General features: G+C 63.1%; 16 protein-coding genes. 9 read left to right on the top strand and 7 right to left on the bottom strand.

Annotated features, from left to right (window positions below):
- Nucleotides 1-38: 38 nt before the first annotated feature.
- Nucleotides 39-1,553 (bottom strand): choline-sulfatase, encoded by a 1,515-nt coding sequence (gene betC / locus NTH_RS20975; RefSeq protein WP_338532157.1) that lies wholly within the window; start codon nucleotides 1,551-1,553, stop codon nucleotides 39-41.
- Nucleotides 1,554-1,631: 78 nt separating this feature from the next.
- Entirely contained in the window at nucleotides 1,632-2,573 is a 942-nt protein-coding gene (locus tag NTH_RS20970) for a choline ABC transporter substrate-binding protein (protein ID WP_338532156.1), read from the bottom strand.
- A gap of 111 nt (nucleotides 2,574-2,684) precedes the next feature.
- Here NTH_RS20970 and NTH_RS20965 point away from each other — a divergent pair, with 111 nt between their 5' ends.
- From NTH_RS20965 to NTH_RS20945, 5 genes are all read left to right on the top strand, one after another.
- Nucleotides 2,685-3,572, top strand: coding sequence for a choline sulfate utilization transcriptional regulator (locus NTH_RS20965; RefSeq protein ID WP_338532155.1), 888 nt, complete (start codon nucleotides 2,685-2,687; stop codon nucleotides 3,570-3,572).
- Nucleotides 3,573-3,645: 73 nt separating this feature from the next.
- A complete protein-coding gene (locus NTH_RS20960; RefSeq protein WP_338532154.1) occupies nucleotides 3,646-3,942 on the top strand; it encodes a DUF2934 domain-containing protein in 297 nt (98 codons plus the stop codon).
- 184 nt (nucleotides 3,943-4,126) lie between these two features.
- A complete protein-coding gene (locus tag NTH_RS20955) occupies nucleotides 4,127-5,047 on the top strand; it encodes an NAD(P)/FAD-dependent oxidoreductase (RefSeq protein WP_338532153.1) in 921 nt (306 codons plus the stop codon).
- A 52-nt stretch (nucleotides 5,048-5,099) separates the two neighbouring features.
- The gene (locus NTH_RS20950) at nucleotides 5,100-5,690 is read left to right on the top strand and encodes an NUDIX domain-containing protein (RefSeq protein ID WP_338532152.1); all 591 of its coding nucleotides are present in this window, start codon (nucleotides 5,100-5,102) and stop codon (nucleotides 5,688-5,690) included.
- 30 nt (nucleotides 5,691-5,720) lie between these two features.
- Nucleotides 5,721-6,557 (top strand): SIR2 family NAD-dependent protein deacylase, encoded by an 837-nt coding sequence (locus NTH_RS20945; RefSeq protein ID WP_338532151.1) that lies wholly within the window; start codon nucleotides 5,721-5,723, stop codon nucleotides 6,555-6,557.
- 145 nt (nucleotides 6,558-6,702) lie between these two features.
- On the opposite strand, the gene NTH_RS20940 is transcribed toward NTH_RS20945, so the two are convergent.
- Both NTH_RS20940 and NTH_RS20935 read right to left on the bottom strand, forming a co-directional pair.
- Nucleotides 6,703-7,464 (bottom strand): class I SAM-dependent methyltransferase, encoded by a 762-nt coding sequence (locus tag NTH_RS20940; protein ID WP_338532150.1) that lies wholly within the window; start codon nucleotides 7,462-7,464, stop codon nucleotides 6,703-6,705.
- Nucleotides 7,461-8,024 (bottom strand): dihydrofolate reductase family protein, encoded by a 564-nt coding sequence (locus tag NTH_RS20935; RefSeq protein WP_338532149.1) that lies wholly within the window; start codon nucleotides 8,022-8,024, stop codon nucleotides 7,461-7,463. Before NTH_RS20935 ends, NTH_RS20940 begins: the two co-directional genes overlap by 4 nt.
- Before the next feature lie 171 nt (nucleotides 8,025-8,195).
- Between NTH_RS20935 and NTH_RS20930 the strand changes: the two genes are divergently transcribed.
- The gene (locus tag NTH_RS20930) at nucleotides 8,196-8,729 is read left to right on the top strand and encodes an Lrp/AsnC family transcriptional regulator (protein ID WP_338532148.1); all 534 of its coding nucleotides are present in this window, start codon (nucleotides 8,196-8,198) and stop codon (nucleotides 8,727-8,729) included.
- On the opposite strand, the gene NTH_RS20925 is transcribed toward NTH_RS20930, so the two are convergent.
- On the bottom strand, nucleotides 8,708-9,721 hold the full coding sequence (locus NTH_RS20925) for a 1-aminocyclopropane-1-carboxylate deaminase (RefSeq protein WP_338532147.1): 1,014 nt from the start codon (nucleotides 9,719-9,721) through the stop codon (nucleotides 8,708-8,710). The genes NTH_RS20930 and NTH_RS20925 overlap by 22 nt on opposite strands.
- 144 nt (nucleotides 9,722-9,865) lie before the next feature.
- Between NTH_RS20925 and NTH_RS20920 the strand changes: the two genes are divergently transcribed.
- Nucleotides 9,866-10,345: an Lrp/AsnC family transcriptional regulator gene (locus NTH_RS20920; protein WP_338532146.1), complete on the top strand. Its 480-nt coding sequence runs from the start codon at nucleotides 9,866-9,868 to the stop codon at nucleotides 10,343-10,345.
- Between the two features lie 87 nt (nucleotides 10,346-10,432).
- Here the strand turns inward: NTH_RS20920 and NTH_RS20915 are convergent, their stop codons facing one another.
- On the bottom strand, nucleotides 10,433-11,947 hold the full coding sequence (locus NTH_RS20915; protein WP_338532145.1) for a malonate--CoA ligase: 1,515 nt from the start codon (nucleotides 11,945-11,947) through the stop codon (nucleotides 10,433-10,435).
- A gap of 421 nt (nucleotides 11,948-12,368) precedes the next feature.
- Between NTH_RS20915 and NTH_RS20910 the strand changes: the two genes are divergently transcribed.
- Together NTH_RS20910 and NTH_RS20905 are read left to right on the top strand one after the other, a co-directional pair.
- Entirely contained in the window at nucleotides 12,369-14,585 is a 2,217-nt protein-coding gene (locus NTH_RS20910) for a PAS domain-containing sensor histidine kinase (RefSeq protein WP_338532222.1), read from the top strand.
- The gene (locus NTH_RS20905; RefSeq protein ID WP_338532144.1) at nucleotides 14,582-14,944 is read left to right on the top strand and encodes a response regulator; all 363 of its coding nucleotides are present in this window, start codon (nucleotides 14,582-14,584) and stop codon (nucleotides 14,942-14,944) included. The genes NTH_RS20910 and NTH_RS20905 overlap by 4 nt, the downstream gene beginning before the upstream one ends.
- Before the next feature lie 67 nt (nucleotides 14,945-15,011).
- On the opposite strand, the gene NTH_RS20900 is transcribed toward NTH_RS20905, so the two are convergent.
- A complete protein-coding gene (locus tag NTH_RS20900; protein ID WP_338532143.1) occupies nucleotides 15,012-15,290 on the bottom strand; it encodes a hypothetical protein in 279 nt (92 codons plus the stop codon).
- Between the last annotated feature and the right edge of the window lie 131 nt (nucleotides 15,291-15,421).

The following is a 15,421-nucleotide window of genomic DNA, read 5'->3' as shown; positions in this document are numbered from 1 at the left end:
GGCGGATGTACAAGCGGGGCGCTTAGTTCGCGCCGCTTCTACTCGCCGCGCGGAAAGCGCTTCTCCTCTTCCAGCACGTTGAGGTCCATGTGGTTTCGCATGTAGCGTTCCGAAGCGCGCTGCAGCGGCTGGTAGTCCCAGGGGTAGTAGGCCCCGTTGCGCAGCGCCCCGTAAACCACGTGCCGGCGCGCCTGGCTGGCGCGGATCTCGGCATCGAAACGATCGAGATCCCAACGCTCCCTCGCCGCCTTGGTCATCGCGGCGAGCGTTTCGGCATGGGCCGGCTGGACGGCGAGGTTGGAAAGCTCCCGCGGGTCCGCCTCCAGGTCGAAGAGCTGAGGCGGATCGAGTTCGCACAGCACGAGCTTGAAGCATCCCTCGCGGAGCGCCACGAGCGGCGCGTGAGAACCCTCGGCCGCATATTCCATCGGCACCGGCGCGCGCCGATGGTTGCCCGACGCCACCTCCACAAGGCTTTCGCCGTCGGTCCAGGGCAGCACCTCGGCCAGATCGACGCCGGCAAGAGCGGCGAGCGTGGGCACGACATCCAGCGTGGAAACCGGTGCATCGACGCGCGCGGCCGGCAGGCCCGGCGCGGCGATCATCAGCGGCACGCGGGCCGATCCCTCAAAAAAGCTCATCTTGAACCACATGCCGCGCTCGCCGAGCATGTCCCCATGGTCGGAGAGGAAGACGACGATGGTATTATCCGCCTGGTGCGTGCGCTCGAGGACGTCGAGGATCTCCCCGATCTTCTCGTCAAGATAGGAGATGTTGGCGAAATAGGCCCGGCGGGAGCGGCGCACGTCTTCCGGCGTTATCTCGTAGGCGGCGTGGTCGCTGGCAAGCATAAGCCGCCTGGAATGCGGGTCCTGCTCTTCGAAGGGGATGGGGAGGACGGCCGGATCGAGGGCGGGACAGTTCTCGTAGAGGTCCCAGAAACGGCGGCGGGCCACGTATGGGTCGTGCGGGTGGGTGAAGCTCACCGTCAGGCACCAGGGTCGGGGGTCTTGCCCGCGCGCCAGATCGTAGAGCTTGTGGGTGGCGTTATAGGCGACCTCGTCGTCATATTCGAGCTGGTTGGTGATCTCGGCTACGCCGGCGCCGGTCACTGAGCCGAGGTTGTGGTACCACCAGTCGATGCGCTCGCCGGGACGGGTGTAGTCGGGCGTCCAGCCGAAATCCGCTGGATAGATGTCCGTCGTCAGCCGCTCCTCATAGCCATGGAGCTGGTCCGGGCCGACGAAATGCATCTTGCCGGAAAGGCAGGTGTGATAGCCGGCGCGGCGCAGGTGGTGCGCATAGGTGGGAATGTCGGAGGCGAACTCGGCAGCATTGTCGTAGACGCGCGTGCGGCCCGGCAGTTGGCCGGACATGAAGGATGCGCGTCCGGGAGCGCAGAGCGGGCTTGCCGTATAGGTGTTGGCGAAGCGGGCGGACCGCCCGGCAAGGGCGGCAAGGTTGGGCGCGTGCAGGAATTCGGCCGGACCGTCGGGGAACAGGGTTCCGTTAAGCTGATCGGCCATCAGGATGAGGATGTTCGGGCGCTTCATGGTGCGCGGGTGCTCCCGGGGAGATGATGAAGAGGTGGGCCGGCGCGGCAGGCACAGCCGCGCGCGCCGGTGCAATGCCTATAGGCCGAGGGACGCTTTTACCGCCGGAAGGCCGGGCTCGCCCTCGAGCGTTGCGACCTCCGCGAGCCACGGTTCGAGCACCTCTGGATGAGCCTTGAGGAATTCGGCGGCGGCAGCCTTCGGATCCTTCCCCTCGTCCAGGATCTTGCCCATCATCTCGTTCTCCATTTCGATGGTGAAAACGAGGTTGCGGAAGAATTGCGCGGCGTTGGGGCATTGCTCGGACCAGCCGGAGCGTGCCAGCGTGAACACCTCCGCGCCGCCATAGTCCGGCCCGAAATAGTCGTCGCCTCCCGCCAGATAGGTGATGTCGAAGTTCTGGTTCATCGGATGCGGCGCCCAGGCGAGGAACACGATCGGCTCCTGTGCCCTTTCGGCGCGCGCCACCTGGGCGAGCATTCCCGCCTCGCTCGATTCCACGACGCTCCAGTCTCCGAGGCCGAAATCGTCGGCCGCGATCATGCGCTGGATGTTCTCATTGGCGGGGGCGCCGGGCTCGATGCCGTAGATCTCCCGGTCGAAAGCGTCGGCATGGGCATCGAGATCGCTGAAGTCACGCACGCCCATCTCGGCCACATAATTCGGCACCGCCAGGGTGAACTTCGCTCCGGTAAGGTTCTTGACCAGCACCTCGGCGGCATTGGCGGCGTTGAGGTCGTCGACGAATTTCTGCTGTGCCGGCATCCAATTGCCGAGAAACACGTCAATGTCCTGGTTCTTCAGGGACTGGTATCCGACGAGCACCGATAGGGTCTGGACCTCAGGTGCGTAGCCAAGGCCTTCGAGGAGGACGGAGGCAATGGCGTTGGTCGAGCTGATGTCCGTCCATCCGGGGTCGGAGAGGCGGATGGTCTTGCAGCTCTCCGGGTCGGCGGCCAGAGCCGGGGCGCTGAGAGAAAGGATAGCGGCGACTGCAAGGCAGAAGCGACGGTGTGCCATGGCGGATTCCCCTTATTTGCATTTGACGTGTACCGAGCTGCTTCAATTAAACCTGCATATGGGCATATCTTTAAAGCCGCTGTTTTTTGATCAAGGCCATAGAGATTCTTTATGAAAGACCGATTATTGGACGTGGGCTGGCTGCGCATCTTCGATGCGGTCGGCAGACTGGGCAGCCTGACACGGGCTGCGCAGGAACTGGGCCTTTCGCAGCCGGCGGTGACCTATCAGATCAGGCGCGTCGAGGACCAACTCGGGGTCCAGCTTTTCCATCGCTCGCAGGGCGGGAGCCGGCTTTCAGAGCCGGGAGAGGCGCTCTTCCGCGCCGTCCATTCCGGGTTGGAGCGCATCGACGAGGCAGCACGCGACATCCGGCGGAAGGCGAGGGCGCCGGCCATCCGGATCTTCACCGACTATGGTTTCGCCGCGTTCTGGTTGATGCCGCGCGTGGCCGATTTCCGCCGCCTGCACCCGCAGGTGGAAGTGCATATCGTCGCCTCGCAAAGCCTGGAGGACGATCTGGAGGAAAATGCCGATGCGGCGGTGCTGTTCGGCGGGAAGGACGATTTTCCCGATACGGCCCGGCTCCTGATGCCGGAGCGTGTCGTGCCGGTTTGCACTCCCGGCTTCCTCGCCCGGTTCGGCCCCTTCGAGGAGGCTGCCGCGCTCGCCAAGGCGCCGCTGCTTCATCTTGAAACATCCGGCAGACCGCGCTGGCTCACCTGGACGACCTGGCTTGCCGCGCAGGGCGTGACACGCGAACCCGCACAGGGCGACCTAGGGCTCAATACCTACAGCTTCGTAGTCCAGGCAGCCCTTGCGGAGCAAGGCATCGCCCTCGGTTGGATCGGTCTGGTGGATGCCTTCCTGGCGGCCGGTACTCTCGTCGCAATTGCCCCGGAGGTGCAGCGCAAGGATTTCGGCTATTGGCTGGTGCCACACCGGCCGGCAACCGGCGCTGCGCAAGCGCTCACGCAATGGCTGGTCGACGAGGCCTGAATCGAAACAACCGCCGGGAACAACCGGAAAGACCAGCAGTTCGAATAGCGATTGTCGATGGCGGAGAGAACAGGTGGACCGGGAAGATAGAATCAGACGTCGTGCCTACGATCTGTGGGTGAGCGAAGGCCGGCCCGAGGGCCGCGACATCGAGCATTGGCAGCAAGCCAGCGAACAGATCGACAGCGAAGATCGATCCCTCGCCGAGAGCGGCAGAGGCGATTCAAGCGCTGGCGGGCTTTCGAGCGGGCTGCAGCCGGGAGGCACGGTCCCAGGCAAAGCGAGCCCCGGCTCCGGCGTTGGATCAATCGGGAGCGCAGGCGGGCAAACGGCCGGCAAGGCGAGCGGGAATGCCAGGAAGAGAAAGTAGGGAAAGGCGCATCATTGGCTCTTCGGGCGCCTTCCTCCTTTCCGTCGCCGCGACGGGATGCGCAGCCGCAGGAGCCGCCGATGTTTCGCAGGGGTGACGCCGTCGCTGTGCGAACTGGCGCGGCAGCCCGATCGCGTCGTCTGCCCTCGCTGGTGCCGGCCTTCATCGCCATACGGTCGGCGTCATGAGTGCCCGAGCGAAGTATCCCGACGCGTTCGACTGCATCGTGGTCGGCGCGGGCCCCGCCGGTCTGCTCGCGGCCACCTATCTGGGGCGGTACCGCCGCCGGGTGGTGGTCGCCGACGCAGGGGACAGCCGTGCGCGGAGAATTCCCCGTATCAACAACTGCCCCGGCTTTCCCGATGGGATCAGCGGCCGTGATCTGCTGGCCAGATTGCGCGAGCAAGCTGCCCTTTATGGCGCGCGGTTCTTCGACCGTGCGGTCGAAAGCATAGAACGCACCGAGGCCGGCTTCGCAGCCGACTGCGGAGCCGCAAGGCTGAGGGCGCCGCGTCTGCTTCTTGCCACGGGGGTCGTCGATCTCATTCCCGATCTTCCGGAGATCGACAAGAATATCGACCGCGGAACGCTTCGCCTCTGCCCCGTCTGCGATGGCTTTGAGGCCGTCGACAAGAAGATCGCCGTGTTCGGCATCAGCGATCATGCGCTCCGGGAAGCGGTCTTCCTCAGGACATACTCCCCGAACGTGACGCTTCTGGCGAATGATCCCGATCAGGTTCCGGCTCATATCCGTGCCGGGGCAGGGAAGGCCGGGATCGGCATCTGCGACAATGCCGGCGACATCCAATCCGGCAGCGGAGGCTACGAAGCCTTGCTCCGAGACGGGGAGAAAAGACCGTTCGACGTCATCTACCCCGCGCTTGGCTGCAATGTGCGGTCGGAATTGGCCGTTGCGGTCGGTGTTCAACGCGATGAGGCTGGTCATATCCTGGTGGGGCCGCATCAGCGGGCGAGCGTCGACGGGATCTTCGCCGCCGGGGACGTGGTGCATTCGTTGAACCAGATAGCGGTGGCGTTCGGTCAGGCGGCTACCGCCGCGACCGCCATCCACAACAGCCTCGGCGCGGAAGACGTGAAAGAGTAGCACCGCGCTCGCGGGCGGCGGCGAACTATATGGCGAGGAAGGGAAAGGCAAAATGAAGACGCGTATTGCCGGGCGGAAAGTCGTCTACTCCGGATATGTCACGGTATCGAAGAACAATATCCTGACTGGCGATCGGGAAATCGAGCGCGAGATCGTCGATCAAGCCGATGCCGCCGCGATCCTGCCTTTCGATCCCGAGCGCAAGGTGGCGACACTGGTGCGGCTGTTGCGGGCCCCTGTTTTGCTGCGGGGGCTCCAGGAGGAGTTGCTTGAAGCTCCCGCCGGAGTGATCGATCCAGGCGAGGGGGCTGCGGAGGCGGCGCGGCGCGAGCTTCTCGAGGAAACCGGCCTCACGCCCAACCGCGTCGAGCATGTCGCTACCGTCTGGAGCACGCCCGGTGTGTCGACCGAGCGGGTGGCGCTGTATCTTGCGACCTATTCGCCTGACAGCAGAAATGGCGAAGGCGGCGGGCTTGATGGTGAGAACGAGAACATAACGGTGGTGGAGCTTCCTTTGGCAACGCTTGCCGACAGCCGCCGGATCCTCGACATGAAAACGCTGACCCTCGTCCTCGCGATGAGACTGCGTCGCCCCGAGCTTTTCGGCGCGGAGGCCGGAACGTCCAACTCTACCGAGGGTTAGGGCGCCGTCAAGGGAGCTTCTTCCGTCCGAATGTCCGGCCAGGCCAGAGAAATCGAGGATCTTGCGCGCTCCATCCGCGAACGCCGCTCCATACTGTTTGTCGGCGCCGGTATCTCGATGAGCGTGGGCCTGCCCTCCTGGGACAGCCTGATCGAGCACATGGAACGCGAACTCGAGGTCGGTCCTGAGGTGGTTGAGCGAAGGCAAGGCGGCTACCAGACATTGGCCGAATACTACAGGCTGAAGTTCGGCAGCCTCGGCCCGCTCAGGAGCTGGATGGACAGGCACTGGATGGTCTCGCGCGACAAGGTGCGGGATTCACCGTTGCACAGGCTGATCGTGGAGCTCGACTTCCCGGCCATCTGCACCACGAACTACGATCGCAATCTGGAGGTGGCATTCGAGATCCACGGCAAGCCTTTCGCCAAGGTGGTCAATGCACGCGACATCGCGCAGGCGGGTCCGGACGTGACGCAGATCGTCAAGTTCCACGGCGACTTCGACGATGATGCTTCTCTGGTGCTCACGGAGACGGACTATTTCGACAGATTGGCCTTCGACTCGCCGCTGGATGTGAAGTTCCGCGCCGACGCCCTCGGCAACACGGTTCTGTTCATCGGCTACAGCCTCTCCGACATGAACATCCGGCTTCTCCTCCATCGCCTGTGGCAGACATGGCACTGGTCCGGCCGTGAGGATGACCGGCCGCAGTCCTACGTTTTCATGCCGCGCCGCAATTCCGTGGAAGAGGCGGTCCTCGCCCGATGGGGCATTACCATGCTGACGGATGATGAGGCCGGGGATGCACAGGAAGCCACCTACCGCTTCCTGTGCAGGTTGAAGGAAGCCGTTGCCTCGATCTCCTGATAAAAATCTGGCGAATGGGTGCTGCCGGCCGATACTCTGACGAAAGCCGCGATCGCATGGTTCCATAAGATAGATTACGCGATCTGCCGGATATAGAGAGAGTTCAATTGCCCGGCGCGTCCCCCGACGTTGGCCGGTTTCCATGTTACGGTTTGTGCGCTGTAATTATCCAGGCGCGCGAATCGAATAGCACGCCGTCCGAAGTCAGATGCGACGCCAGCAAGGCGCGCAGTCGCCGAGAGGCGTCCTCAGGCTCGGCGCTCTTCTGGTCATCCGACGCCATGAATAGGCTGGTCACGGCGTCATAGGCAGCATCGATATCGGGACCATAGAAGACGGGCTCACGCACTTCGGCAAATTCGACCGAAGCAAAACCGGCCTTTGCCAGAATGGACCTCGTCACTCCCGGGTCAGCGAGCGAGAATGTGGCGGCGCCGGATGGATCTGTCCCTGGAAACAGCGTGTTCGGAATGGCGGTGGCCCATTCATTGCGGTCGGCAGACTGCCACACCATGAGCACAAGGCGCGCTCCGGGGCGCATTGCCTGGCCAATGTTGGTGAAAGCGGCGATGGGGTCGGCAAAGAACATTACACCGAAACGGCTGATGCAGACATCGAAATGCGCGGCAGGGAACGCCTTGGTCTGTGCATCACCCAGTTCGAACGCGATGTTGCGCAGTCCTTCTTGCTTGCTGCGCCGGCGGGCGACCTGCAGCAGCGCGTCCGAAACGTCGACGCCAAGAACGCTCCCTTCCCGAGAGATGCGGGCGGCGTCTCGCGTGGATTGTCCTGCGCCGCAGCCAACATCGAGCACGTGGTCCCGCATGCCGATCTTGAAGGCAGATCGCAGATGTTCGTTGTGGCGGCGCAGTTCGGCGTCATAGAAATCAGCGCGATTGAAGGTCATGCGGACATTCCGGGGTTTCGCGGCGCATAGCGCAGGAACACCATGCCCGTGGAAAATCTGCGCTCTTCGACAAGATCGAGATCCAGTCGCCCCTCGATACCTTTGAAGACCGGATTGCCGGCGCCGATTACCACCGGAACAAAGTAGAGCGCGTATTCGTCTATCAGTCCTGCCTTGATGAAATGCGCGGCCAGCGTTGGACCGGCGACTGCGATGTCCTTGGACGCTCCCGCCTTGAGGCGCCGGATTTCCTCCGGCCGGAACGCGCGCGCGATCCGCGTTTTGTCACTCGACGCCCGTTCCAGCGTCGACGAGACGACCAGCTTGTCGAGCCCCTTCCAGAGACGAGCAAATTCCTTCGCGTGTTCGGACCCGCTCTTTTGTTCGTCGTAGGTTTCCCAGAAGACCATGGATTCGTACATCCGCCGTCCGTAAATTTCCGTACCGGTCTTGCGCATCTCATCGTTGATGAACGCAAGGACCTCATCGTCGAAATGGGCCGACGGATCGGCGACGAAGCCGTCGAGCGACATCATCATCCCGTATGTCAGCTTTCCCATCTTTCTCTCCTTGGGCTTGGACTTCGCCAGCAGCGGATCGTGGGTGTTCGTTGTTCCGGCGAGTAAGAGTCACTTCGGATGGGCCGGTTCTCCATCCTGCGCAGGAGCATCGATTCGCTCTAACTCTGTTCGGCAGAATGATATAATCGCAGAACGTCATTCAAAGGAAGGATGTCGGCGCCGAGTGCGAAAAAAACAGACACCATTCGGCCGGAGCCTACGCCAAGGTCCATGCTCGATGCATTCGACCGAAAGATATTAGGCGCGCTGACCGTTGGCGCCGGGATCAGCTTTGCAGAGCTTGGGCAGACGGTTGGCCTCTCGGCTCCCGCGGTTCACGACCGAGTGAAGAAGCTGTGTGCGGCGGGCTTTGCGCGCGCCGAACGGCGGCGCTGCTCGATGGGCCTGCAACCGGCAAGCCGCTCCCAGCCGTTGTTCATATCGATACCGTCGGCTGGGGGGCGACGAAGGAGCTCATGTCGATCGCCGGCTTGCCGGAGGTGGAAGAAGTTCACCGGTAACGGGCGACACGAGCATGTCGGTCAAGGTGCGCTGCGCCTCAAGGTCGCGCGCGTGAAGCCTTCTCGTGCGTCTCCATGCGGCCCCGAGCGCGGAGAGCACCAAGAGCTATATCGTTTTGTCGACTTGCCTCGAACGCCCGTAATCCACTTTCTGGAATGCCTTCAGCCGTTGCGGAAGGCGTAGCTGTAGCCATTGATCGCCGGCACGCCGCCCAGATGCGCGTAGAGCACGTTCGAGCCCTCCGGGAAGAACCCCTTTTTCACCAGGTCGATCATGCCCTGCATGGATTTTCCCTCATAGACGGGGTCGGTGATCATGCCTTCCAGCCGCGCGCAAAGGCGGATCGCCTCTTTGGTTTCCTGCGATGGCACGCCATAGACGGGATAGGCGTAGTCCTCATTGAGCACCACGTCGTCTTCCTCGATCGCGCGACCCAGTTCCACAAGCGCCGCCGTCTTCTGCGCGATGTCGAGCACTTGAGCCTTGGTCTGCGCCGGCGTTGCCGAGGCGTCGATGCCGATGACGTTGCGCGCCCGACCGTCCGCAGCAAAACCGACCAGCATGCCGGCATGCGTCGAGCCGGTCACCGTGCAGACCACGATATAGTCGAACTTGAAGCCGAGCTCCTTTTCCTGCGCGCGCACCTCCTCTGCGAAGCCCACATAGCCCAGCCCGCCATATTTATGCACCGAGGCGCCCGCGGGGATGGGATAGGGCTTGCCGCCCTTTGCCTCCACGTCCTTCAGCGCATTTTCCCAGCTCTCGCGGATGCCGATATCGAAGCCTTCGTCGACCAGTTCCACATCCGCGCCCATGACTCGGCTCAACAGGATGTTGCCGACCCGGTCGTAGACGGCGTCCTCATGCGGCACCCAGCTTTCCTGCACCAGGCGGCATTTGAAGCCGATCCTGGCCGCCGTCGCCGCCACCATGCGCGTGTGGTTCGATTGCACGCCGCCGATCGACACCAGCGTGTCGGCGCCGGAGGCGATGGCGTCGGGCACGATATACTCCAGCTTGCGCAGCTTGTTGCCGCCGAAGGCAAGGCCCGAATTGCAGTCCTCGCGCTTCGCGTAAAGCTCCACCTCGCCGCCCAGATGGGCCGTCAGGCGCTCCAGTTTCTCGATATGGGTGGGTCCGAAGGTGAGCGGGTAGCGCTCGAATTTTTCCAGCATGGGCAGCCTTTCCGGATGAACGGGAGAATGCCGAAAACTAGCGCATCACCTGCGGAAGGTGCTTTCAAACTTTGCTTTTGATCTCCTCAGAAATAGCTGTAGATGTTCCTGCTTCGACCGAAATCATAGCTCATGGCCGGATATATGAAAGAATCTTCCGAGAAGCAGGCGCTGGACAGGATCGACCGGAAGATCCTGCGGCAATTGCAGCGCGACGGCCGGTTAACGAACGCGGATCTGGCCAGGCTGGTCGATGTCAGCCCGGCCACCTGCCACCGCCGCACCGAGCGGCTGTTCAAAGCCGGCTATATTCGCGGTGTCCACGCCGCGGTCGCCCCCGGGCGTGTCGAGCGTGGAGCACTGGTGATGGTCGGCGTGGTTCTCGACCGCTCGACGCCGGAGAGCTTTGCAGCCTTCGAGACCGCGGTCAGGAAACTGCCGTTCATCCTCGATTGCCATCTGGTTGCCGGCGACTTCGATTATTTTCTCAAGATCCGCGTACGCGACATGGCCGATTTCAATCGCCTGCACGGCAGCCGGCTGATCGCCCTGCCCGGCGTGCGCCAGACGCGAACCTTCTTTGTCATGAAGGAGGTGGTGGACGGGGCGCTGCTCGATTTCTAGCAGCGCCACGGGCCAGGGCGCTTAAGGTCCACTGCGCCCTAATTGACGTCCATGAGGAGTTCTCGCCGCCGGAATGAGATTTCCTGCTCAGCCATTCCCGTAAAGCGACTTGTAGGTCTCGCGCAGGACGTTCTTCTGCATCTTGCCCATAGTGTTGCGCGGCAAGTCGTCGACAAAGATCACCCGCTTGGGCTGCTTGTAGCGCGCGAGCCTGTCCTTGAGGCCGCCGAGCACTGTGTTCTCGTCTATGCCGGCCTCCGGCTTGCGCACGACAATCGCCGTGACGCCCTCGCCGAAATCGGGATGCGGCACGCCGATGACCGCGCTTTCGACCACGCCGGTAAGCAGGTCGATCTCGGTCTCGACCTCCTTGGGATAGATGTTGTATCCGCCGGAGATCACGAGATCCTTGCCGCGCCCCACGATGTGAACATAGCCGTCCGCGTCGATCTTGCCGAGATCGCCGGTGATGAAGTATCCGTCCGGGCGGAATTCGGCCTCCGTCTTTTCCGGCATGCGCCAATAGCCCTTGAAGACATTGGGGCCCTTCACCTCGATCATGCCCGTCTCTTCCGTGCCGAGCGGGCTGCCCGTCTCGGGGTCCGTGATGCGCAGCGAAACCCCCGGAAGGGGAAAACCGACAGTGCCGGCGACGCGCTCTCCGTCATAGGGGTTCGACGTGTTCATATTCGTTTCGGTCATGCCGTAGCGTTCGAGAATGGCGTGGCCCGTCCTCTCGCGGAACCGCTTGTGGGTCTCGGCAAGCAGCGGTGCCGAGCCGGAGACGAAAAGGCGCATGCCGGACGCTGCCTCACGGTTCAGCCCCGCATGCTGCAGCAGTCGCACATAGAAGGTCGGCACCCCCATCAACGCGGTCGCCTTCGGCATCAGCCGCAACACCTCGTCGGCGTCGAATTTCGGCAGAAAGTGCATTGATGCGCCGGACAGGAGGATGACGTTGGAGGCGACAAAAAGCCCATGCGTGTGGAAGATCGGCAGAGCGTGGATCAGACGGTCGGTCTCGGTGAACCGCCAGTAGTCGCGCAATGTCAGCGCGTTCGACAGGAGATTGTCATGCGTGAGCATCGCTCCCTTCGAGCGGCCCGTCGTACCGGAGGTGTAGAGGATCGCCGCCAGATCATCGGGCCCGCGCGGCGCATCGCCGAAATGGGCGCCCTCGCCCCGCGCGCGCTGCAACAGCGTCCCGCCGCCCTTGTCGTCCAGCGTTTCGACGCGTGCTCCGTGCTTGGCCGCGATCGCGCGGATGCCGTCGGCCGCAGCGGGCGTCGAGACTATCAGCCGCGGCGCCGCATCGCCGATGAAATAGTCGAGTTCGGCCGTCGTATAGCCCGTGTTGAGCGGCAGATACACAGCGCCGGCGCGCAGGCAGGCCAGATAGAGCATCAGCGCCTCGGGGCTCTTTTCCACCTGCACGGCGACCCGGTCGCCGGGCTCTACCGACAACTTCTCCAGCGTGGCCGCGAGGCGGCCGGAGAAGGCGAGCATGTCACCATATGTCCATACCCGCCCATCGAGCGTCTCGATGAAGGTGGTGCCCGGATCGGCCGCATCCCTTATGGCGTCGAACATGTGGTTGCTCATTCGGAAAGCTCCCTGCTGGCTCTTGTTCCGGCGTGCTCGTTCTCGTGCGGTCGAGCCGGACACTCGCACCGGGCTTCGCGAAGCACGGCCTGCCGGCGCCAGCCGCCGGACGGGCTGTGCCGCCACCACCTCGCCGCGCCCGGCAAGGGCCTCACGATTGGCTTCGATTTCTTCAAGCTTATAGAGATAATGTGCCATCAGGCCATGCGCTACAACCGTGCGGTCGGGTGGCAGTGTAGCAGCCGGCAGCTTTCCCGGTTTTAATGCAGCGCGTATTCGAGCGACAGGAATGGAACTACACGTGGCGTCGGACGTTTCACTTCCTTCCCTGCTCGACCTCCGGGGGCCGGTGTTTGCGCGCGGGACTCTGGGTGCCGGCGTCGATGCGGTGCCGGCGAGGTTAAAGAGCTCAGGATTGCCAATGTCGAGTGTAGAGGAATTTCCCGTAGCGGCCCGCAGGCTGAGTGAATACGATGCGCTCGTGGCGGCCGCGCCAAGCGCGCTCGATGCCATCCCCGGGGCGGTCTATCTTTGCGACCACGAAGGCTGGCTCGTTCGGTACAACAGGGAGGCGGCCGACCGCTGGAGACGTGCCCCCTCGCTCGGCAAGGAGCGCGTGCGCTTCTGCGGCTCGCATCGCCTTTTTCTCCCGGACGGCACTCCCCTGGCCCACGAAGATTGCCCGATGGCGACGGCAGTCTTGACCGGCGCGCCGACGCGCAACGGCGAAATCGTCATGGAGAGGCCGGACGGCTCGCGCTTTGTCGCGCTGGTCAACATCCGTGCACTAAGAGACCACCAAGGCAAGATCCAAGGGGCGATTAACTGCTTTCAGGACATTTCCGCTCATAAGGCCATGGAGAAGGAAATACGCCGGAAGAGCGCCGACTTGGAAGATTTCTTCGAGAACAGCGCGATCGGCCTCCACATCGTGGACGGCGATGGAATGATCCAGCGCGCGAACAAGGCCGAACTCTCCCTTCTCGGCTACACCGCCGAAGAATATGTCGGTCGGCACATAGGGGAGTTCCATGCAGATGTACCGGTTATCAGCGATATCCTCCGGAAACTGTCTTGCGGTGAAAAGTTGCACCGTTATCCCGCACGCCTTCGCGCCAGGGACGGCTCCATCAAACATGTGCTGATTACATCCAACAGCCGCTTTGAAGACGGCAGGTTCGTCAACACACGCTGCTTCACGACCGACGTTACCGACCTCTACGAAGCAGAAAGTGCCCGTCGCGAGAGCGAGGATCGCCTGGCGGCGACCTACGAGGCGGCCACCATCGGGATTGCCGAAGCCGATGCGGATGGGCGCCTGCTTCGCGTGAACGATGCCATCTGCAAAATGCTGGGACGCTCCCGCGAAGAACTCCTGACCGTGACCTTCTTCGACTATACGCTGGAAGACGATCGCGAGGATGACCGCGCGCTTTACGCGCGTCAGATCCGCGGCGAACTCGACAGCTATGCACTGCGCAAGCGGGCGGTTCGGCCCGACGGCACAATGGTATACCTCGACATCCACAGCTCGTCCGTGCGGGATGCGTCCGGCGTCTTTCTTTACGGCGTTCGGGTGATACAGGACGTCACCGCGGCGAAGCTGATGGAGGATCGGATACGCGAGAACCAGCAGCATATGCGCGACCTGCTCGAGGCGCTACCGGCCGCAGTTTATACGACCGACGCGGAAGGGCACATTACCTTCTACAACAAAGCGGCCGCCGAGATGTCCGGGCGGACGCCTCAAGTCGGCGATCTATGGTGCGTCACCTGGCGTCTCTACAATCCCGACGGCACACCCCTGCCGCACAACGAGTGTCCCATGGCGGTGGCATTGAGGGAAAACCGCGCCGTGCGCGGCGTGGAGGCCATAGCCGAAAGGCCCGATGGCAGGCGCATCCCGTTCATCCCCTACCCCACGCCCCTGCATGATGCCGAAGGGAACCTCGTCGGCGCCATTAACATGCTTATCGATATTACCGAGCGCAAGCAGGCCGAAAGCAGGCAAAGGACCCTGATCGACGAGCTCAATCACCGGGTCAAGAATACGCTCGCCACCGTACAGTCTCTCGTCGGGCAGACTGCGCGTCATGCAGAGAGCCTGGAAGATTTTTCTCAGCGGTTCGAGGCCCGGCTGCTGGCTCTTTCCCGGGCTCACGATCTGCTGACCAAGCGGCACTGGGATGATGCTCCGCTGGATTTGCTTGCCCGTGAGGTGCTGACGCCTCTGGCCGGCGAGGCAGCCGAACGCATCGCGATCGACGGGCCTTCCGTACATCTCAATCCCCGGGCCGCCCTGAGCTTCACGATGGCCCTGAACGAGCTTGCAACGAACGCCGTCAAATATGGAGCGCTGCTGTCGGAGTGCGGAACGCTTTCGGTGGCCTGGCGCCTGGAGGCGAGGTCGGATCAGACGATGCTCAACCTCGAGTGGCGCGAGCAAGGCGGGCCGCCGGTAAAACCGCCGATGCGGCGTGGGGTCGGCAGCCGCCTGATGGAGCGCTGCATCGAACGCGATCTCGGGGGCCAGTTCGACCTCGTCTTCGAACCAACGGGCGTATGCTGCCGCATCTCAATTCCTGTGGGGCCGTCGGCTTTGGCAGGATCGGCACCCATGGGACCGGCAAGGGCATGACCGGGCTTTCAGGTCTGAGGGTCTTCGTCGTCGAGGATGAGGGCTTCGTGGCGCTTATGATCGAGGACATGCTCCAGGAAATGGGCTGTGAGATAGCTGCATCGGTGGCGAGGCTCGCCAGTGCGCGCGAGATTGCGGCCACGGCAGAGATCGATCTTGCGATACTGGACGTGAACCTGGACGGCCAGCCTGTCTTTCCCGTCGCCGAGATCCTTCGCGAACGCCAGATACCGCTGGTGTTCAGCACCGGGTACGGGATCAATGGCCTGCCGCGCGAATTCACCGGCCATCCCGTGCTTGGCAAGCCTTTCTCGATCGTAGACTTGCAAAAGATGATGACATTGGCCCTTCGCCGCTGAGGATGGCGGCAGCCTTAGCAAGCGGCGCGCCAGCCAGCGTAAAGCCCTCCCCCGTTCGTTTGCCGCTTCAGTTCGACAACCGTTCATTCGTGGCCGGCGGCAGGAGTTGTGCCGCGTGGAAGTCGCGCCGGACGGTCCAGCCTTCCGCCTCCGCAGGGACCCGTTGCCCGTCCACATCGCACTCCCAGTTCCCGGCTCTCGGGAGGGAGAGCCGGACCGCTTCGTAGGGACAGGGGTCTTTGCCGGTGAACGACCTCCGAAGGGCCAGCTTGCCATCCGACATTTCCAGCAGGAACGTGTCGACGCGGCCTTCCGCACCAATGCCGCCGGCATCCGAATGGAGCACGCTCGCGCGGCGAACTCCGGCCGAAGGGAACAGACGCAGCTCGAAGAGCCGGTCTTGCTCCAGGGGCAGGACGCTACCGCTGCGGCCGGCGGCCGCGCAAAAGGCGGTCGGTGTGCCGGGTTGGCACGTGC

Origin of the sequence: Nitratireductor thuwali (genome assembly GCF_036621415.1) — a bacterium.
GTDB classification, from domain to species: domain Bacteria; phylum Pseudomonadota; class Alphaproteobacteria; order Rhizobiales; family Rhizobiaceae; genus Chelativorans; species Chelativorans thuwali.
Note: the sequence above shows the minus strand (reverse complement) of the source record. Positions and strands in the feature narration are given on the sequence as shown.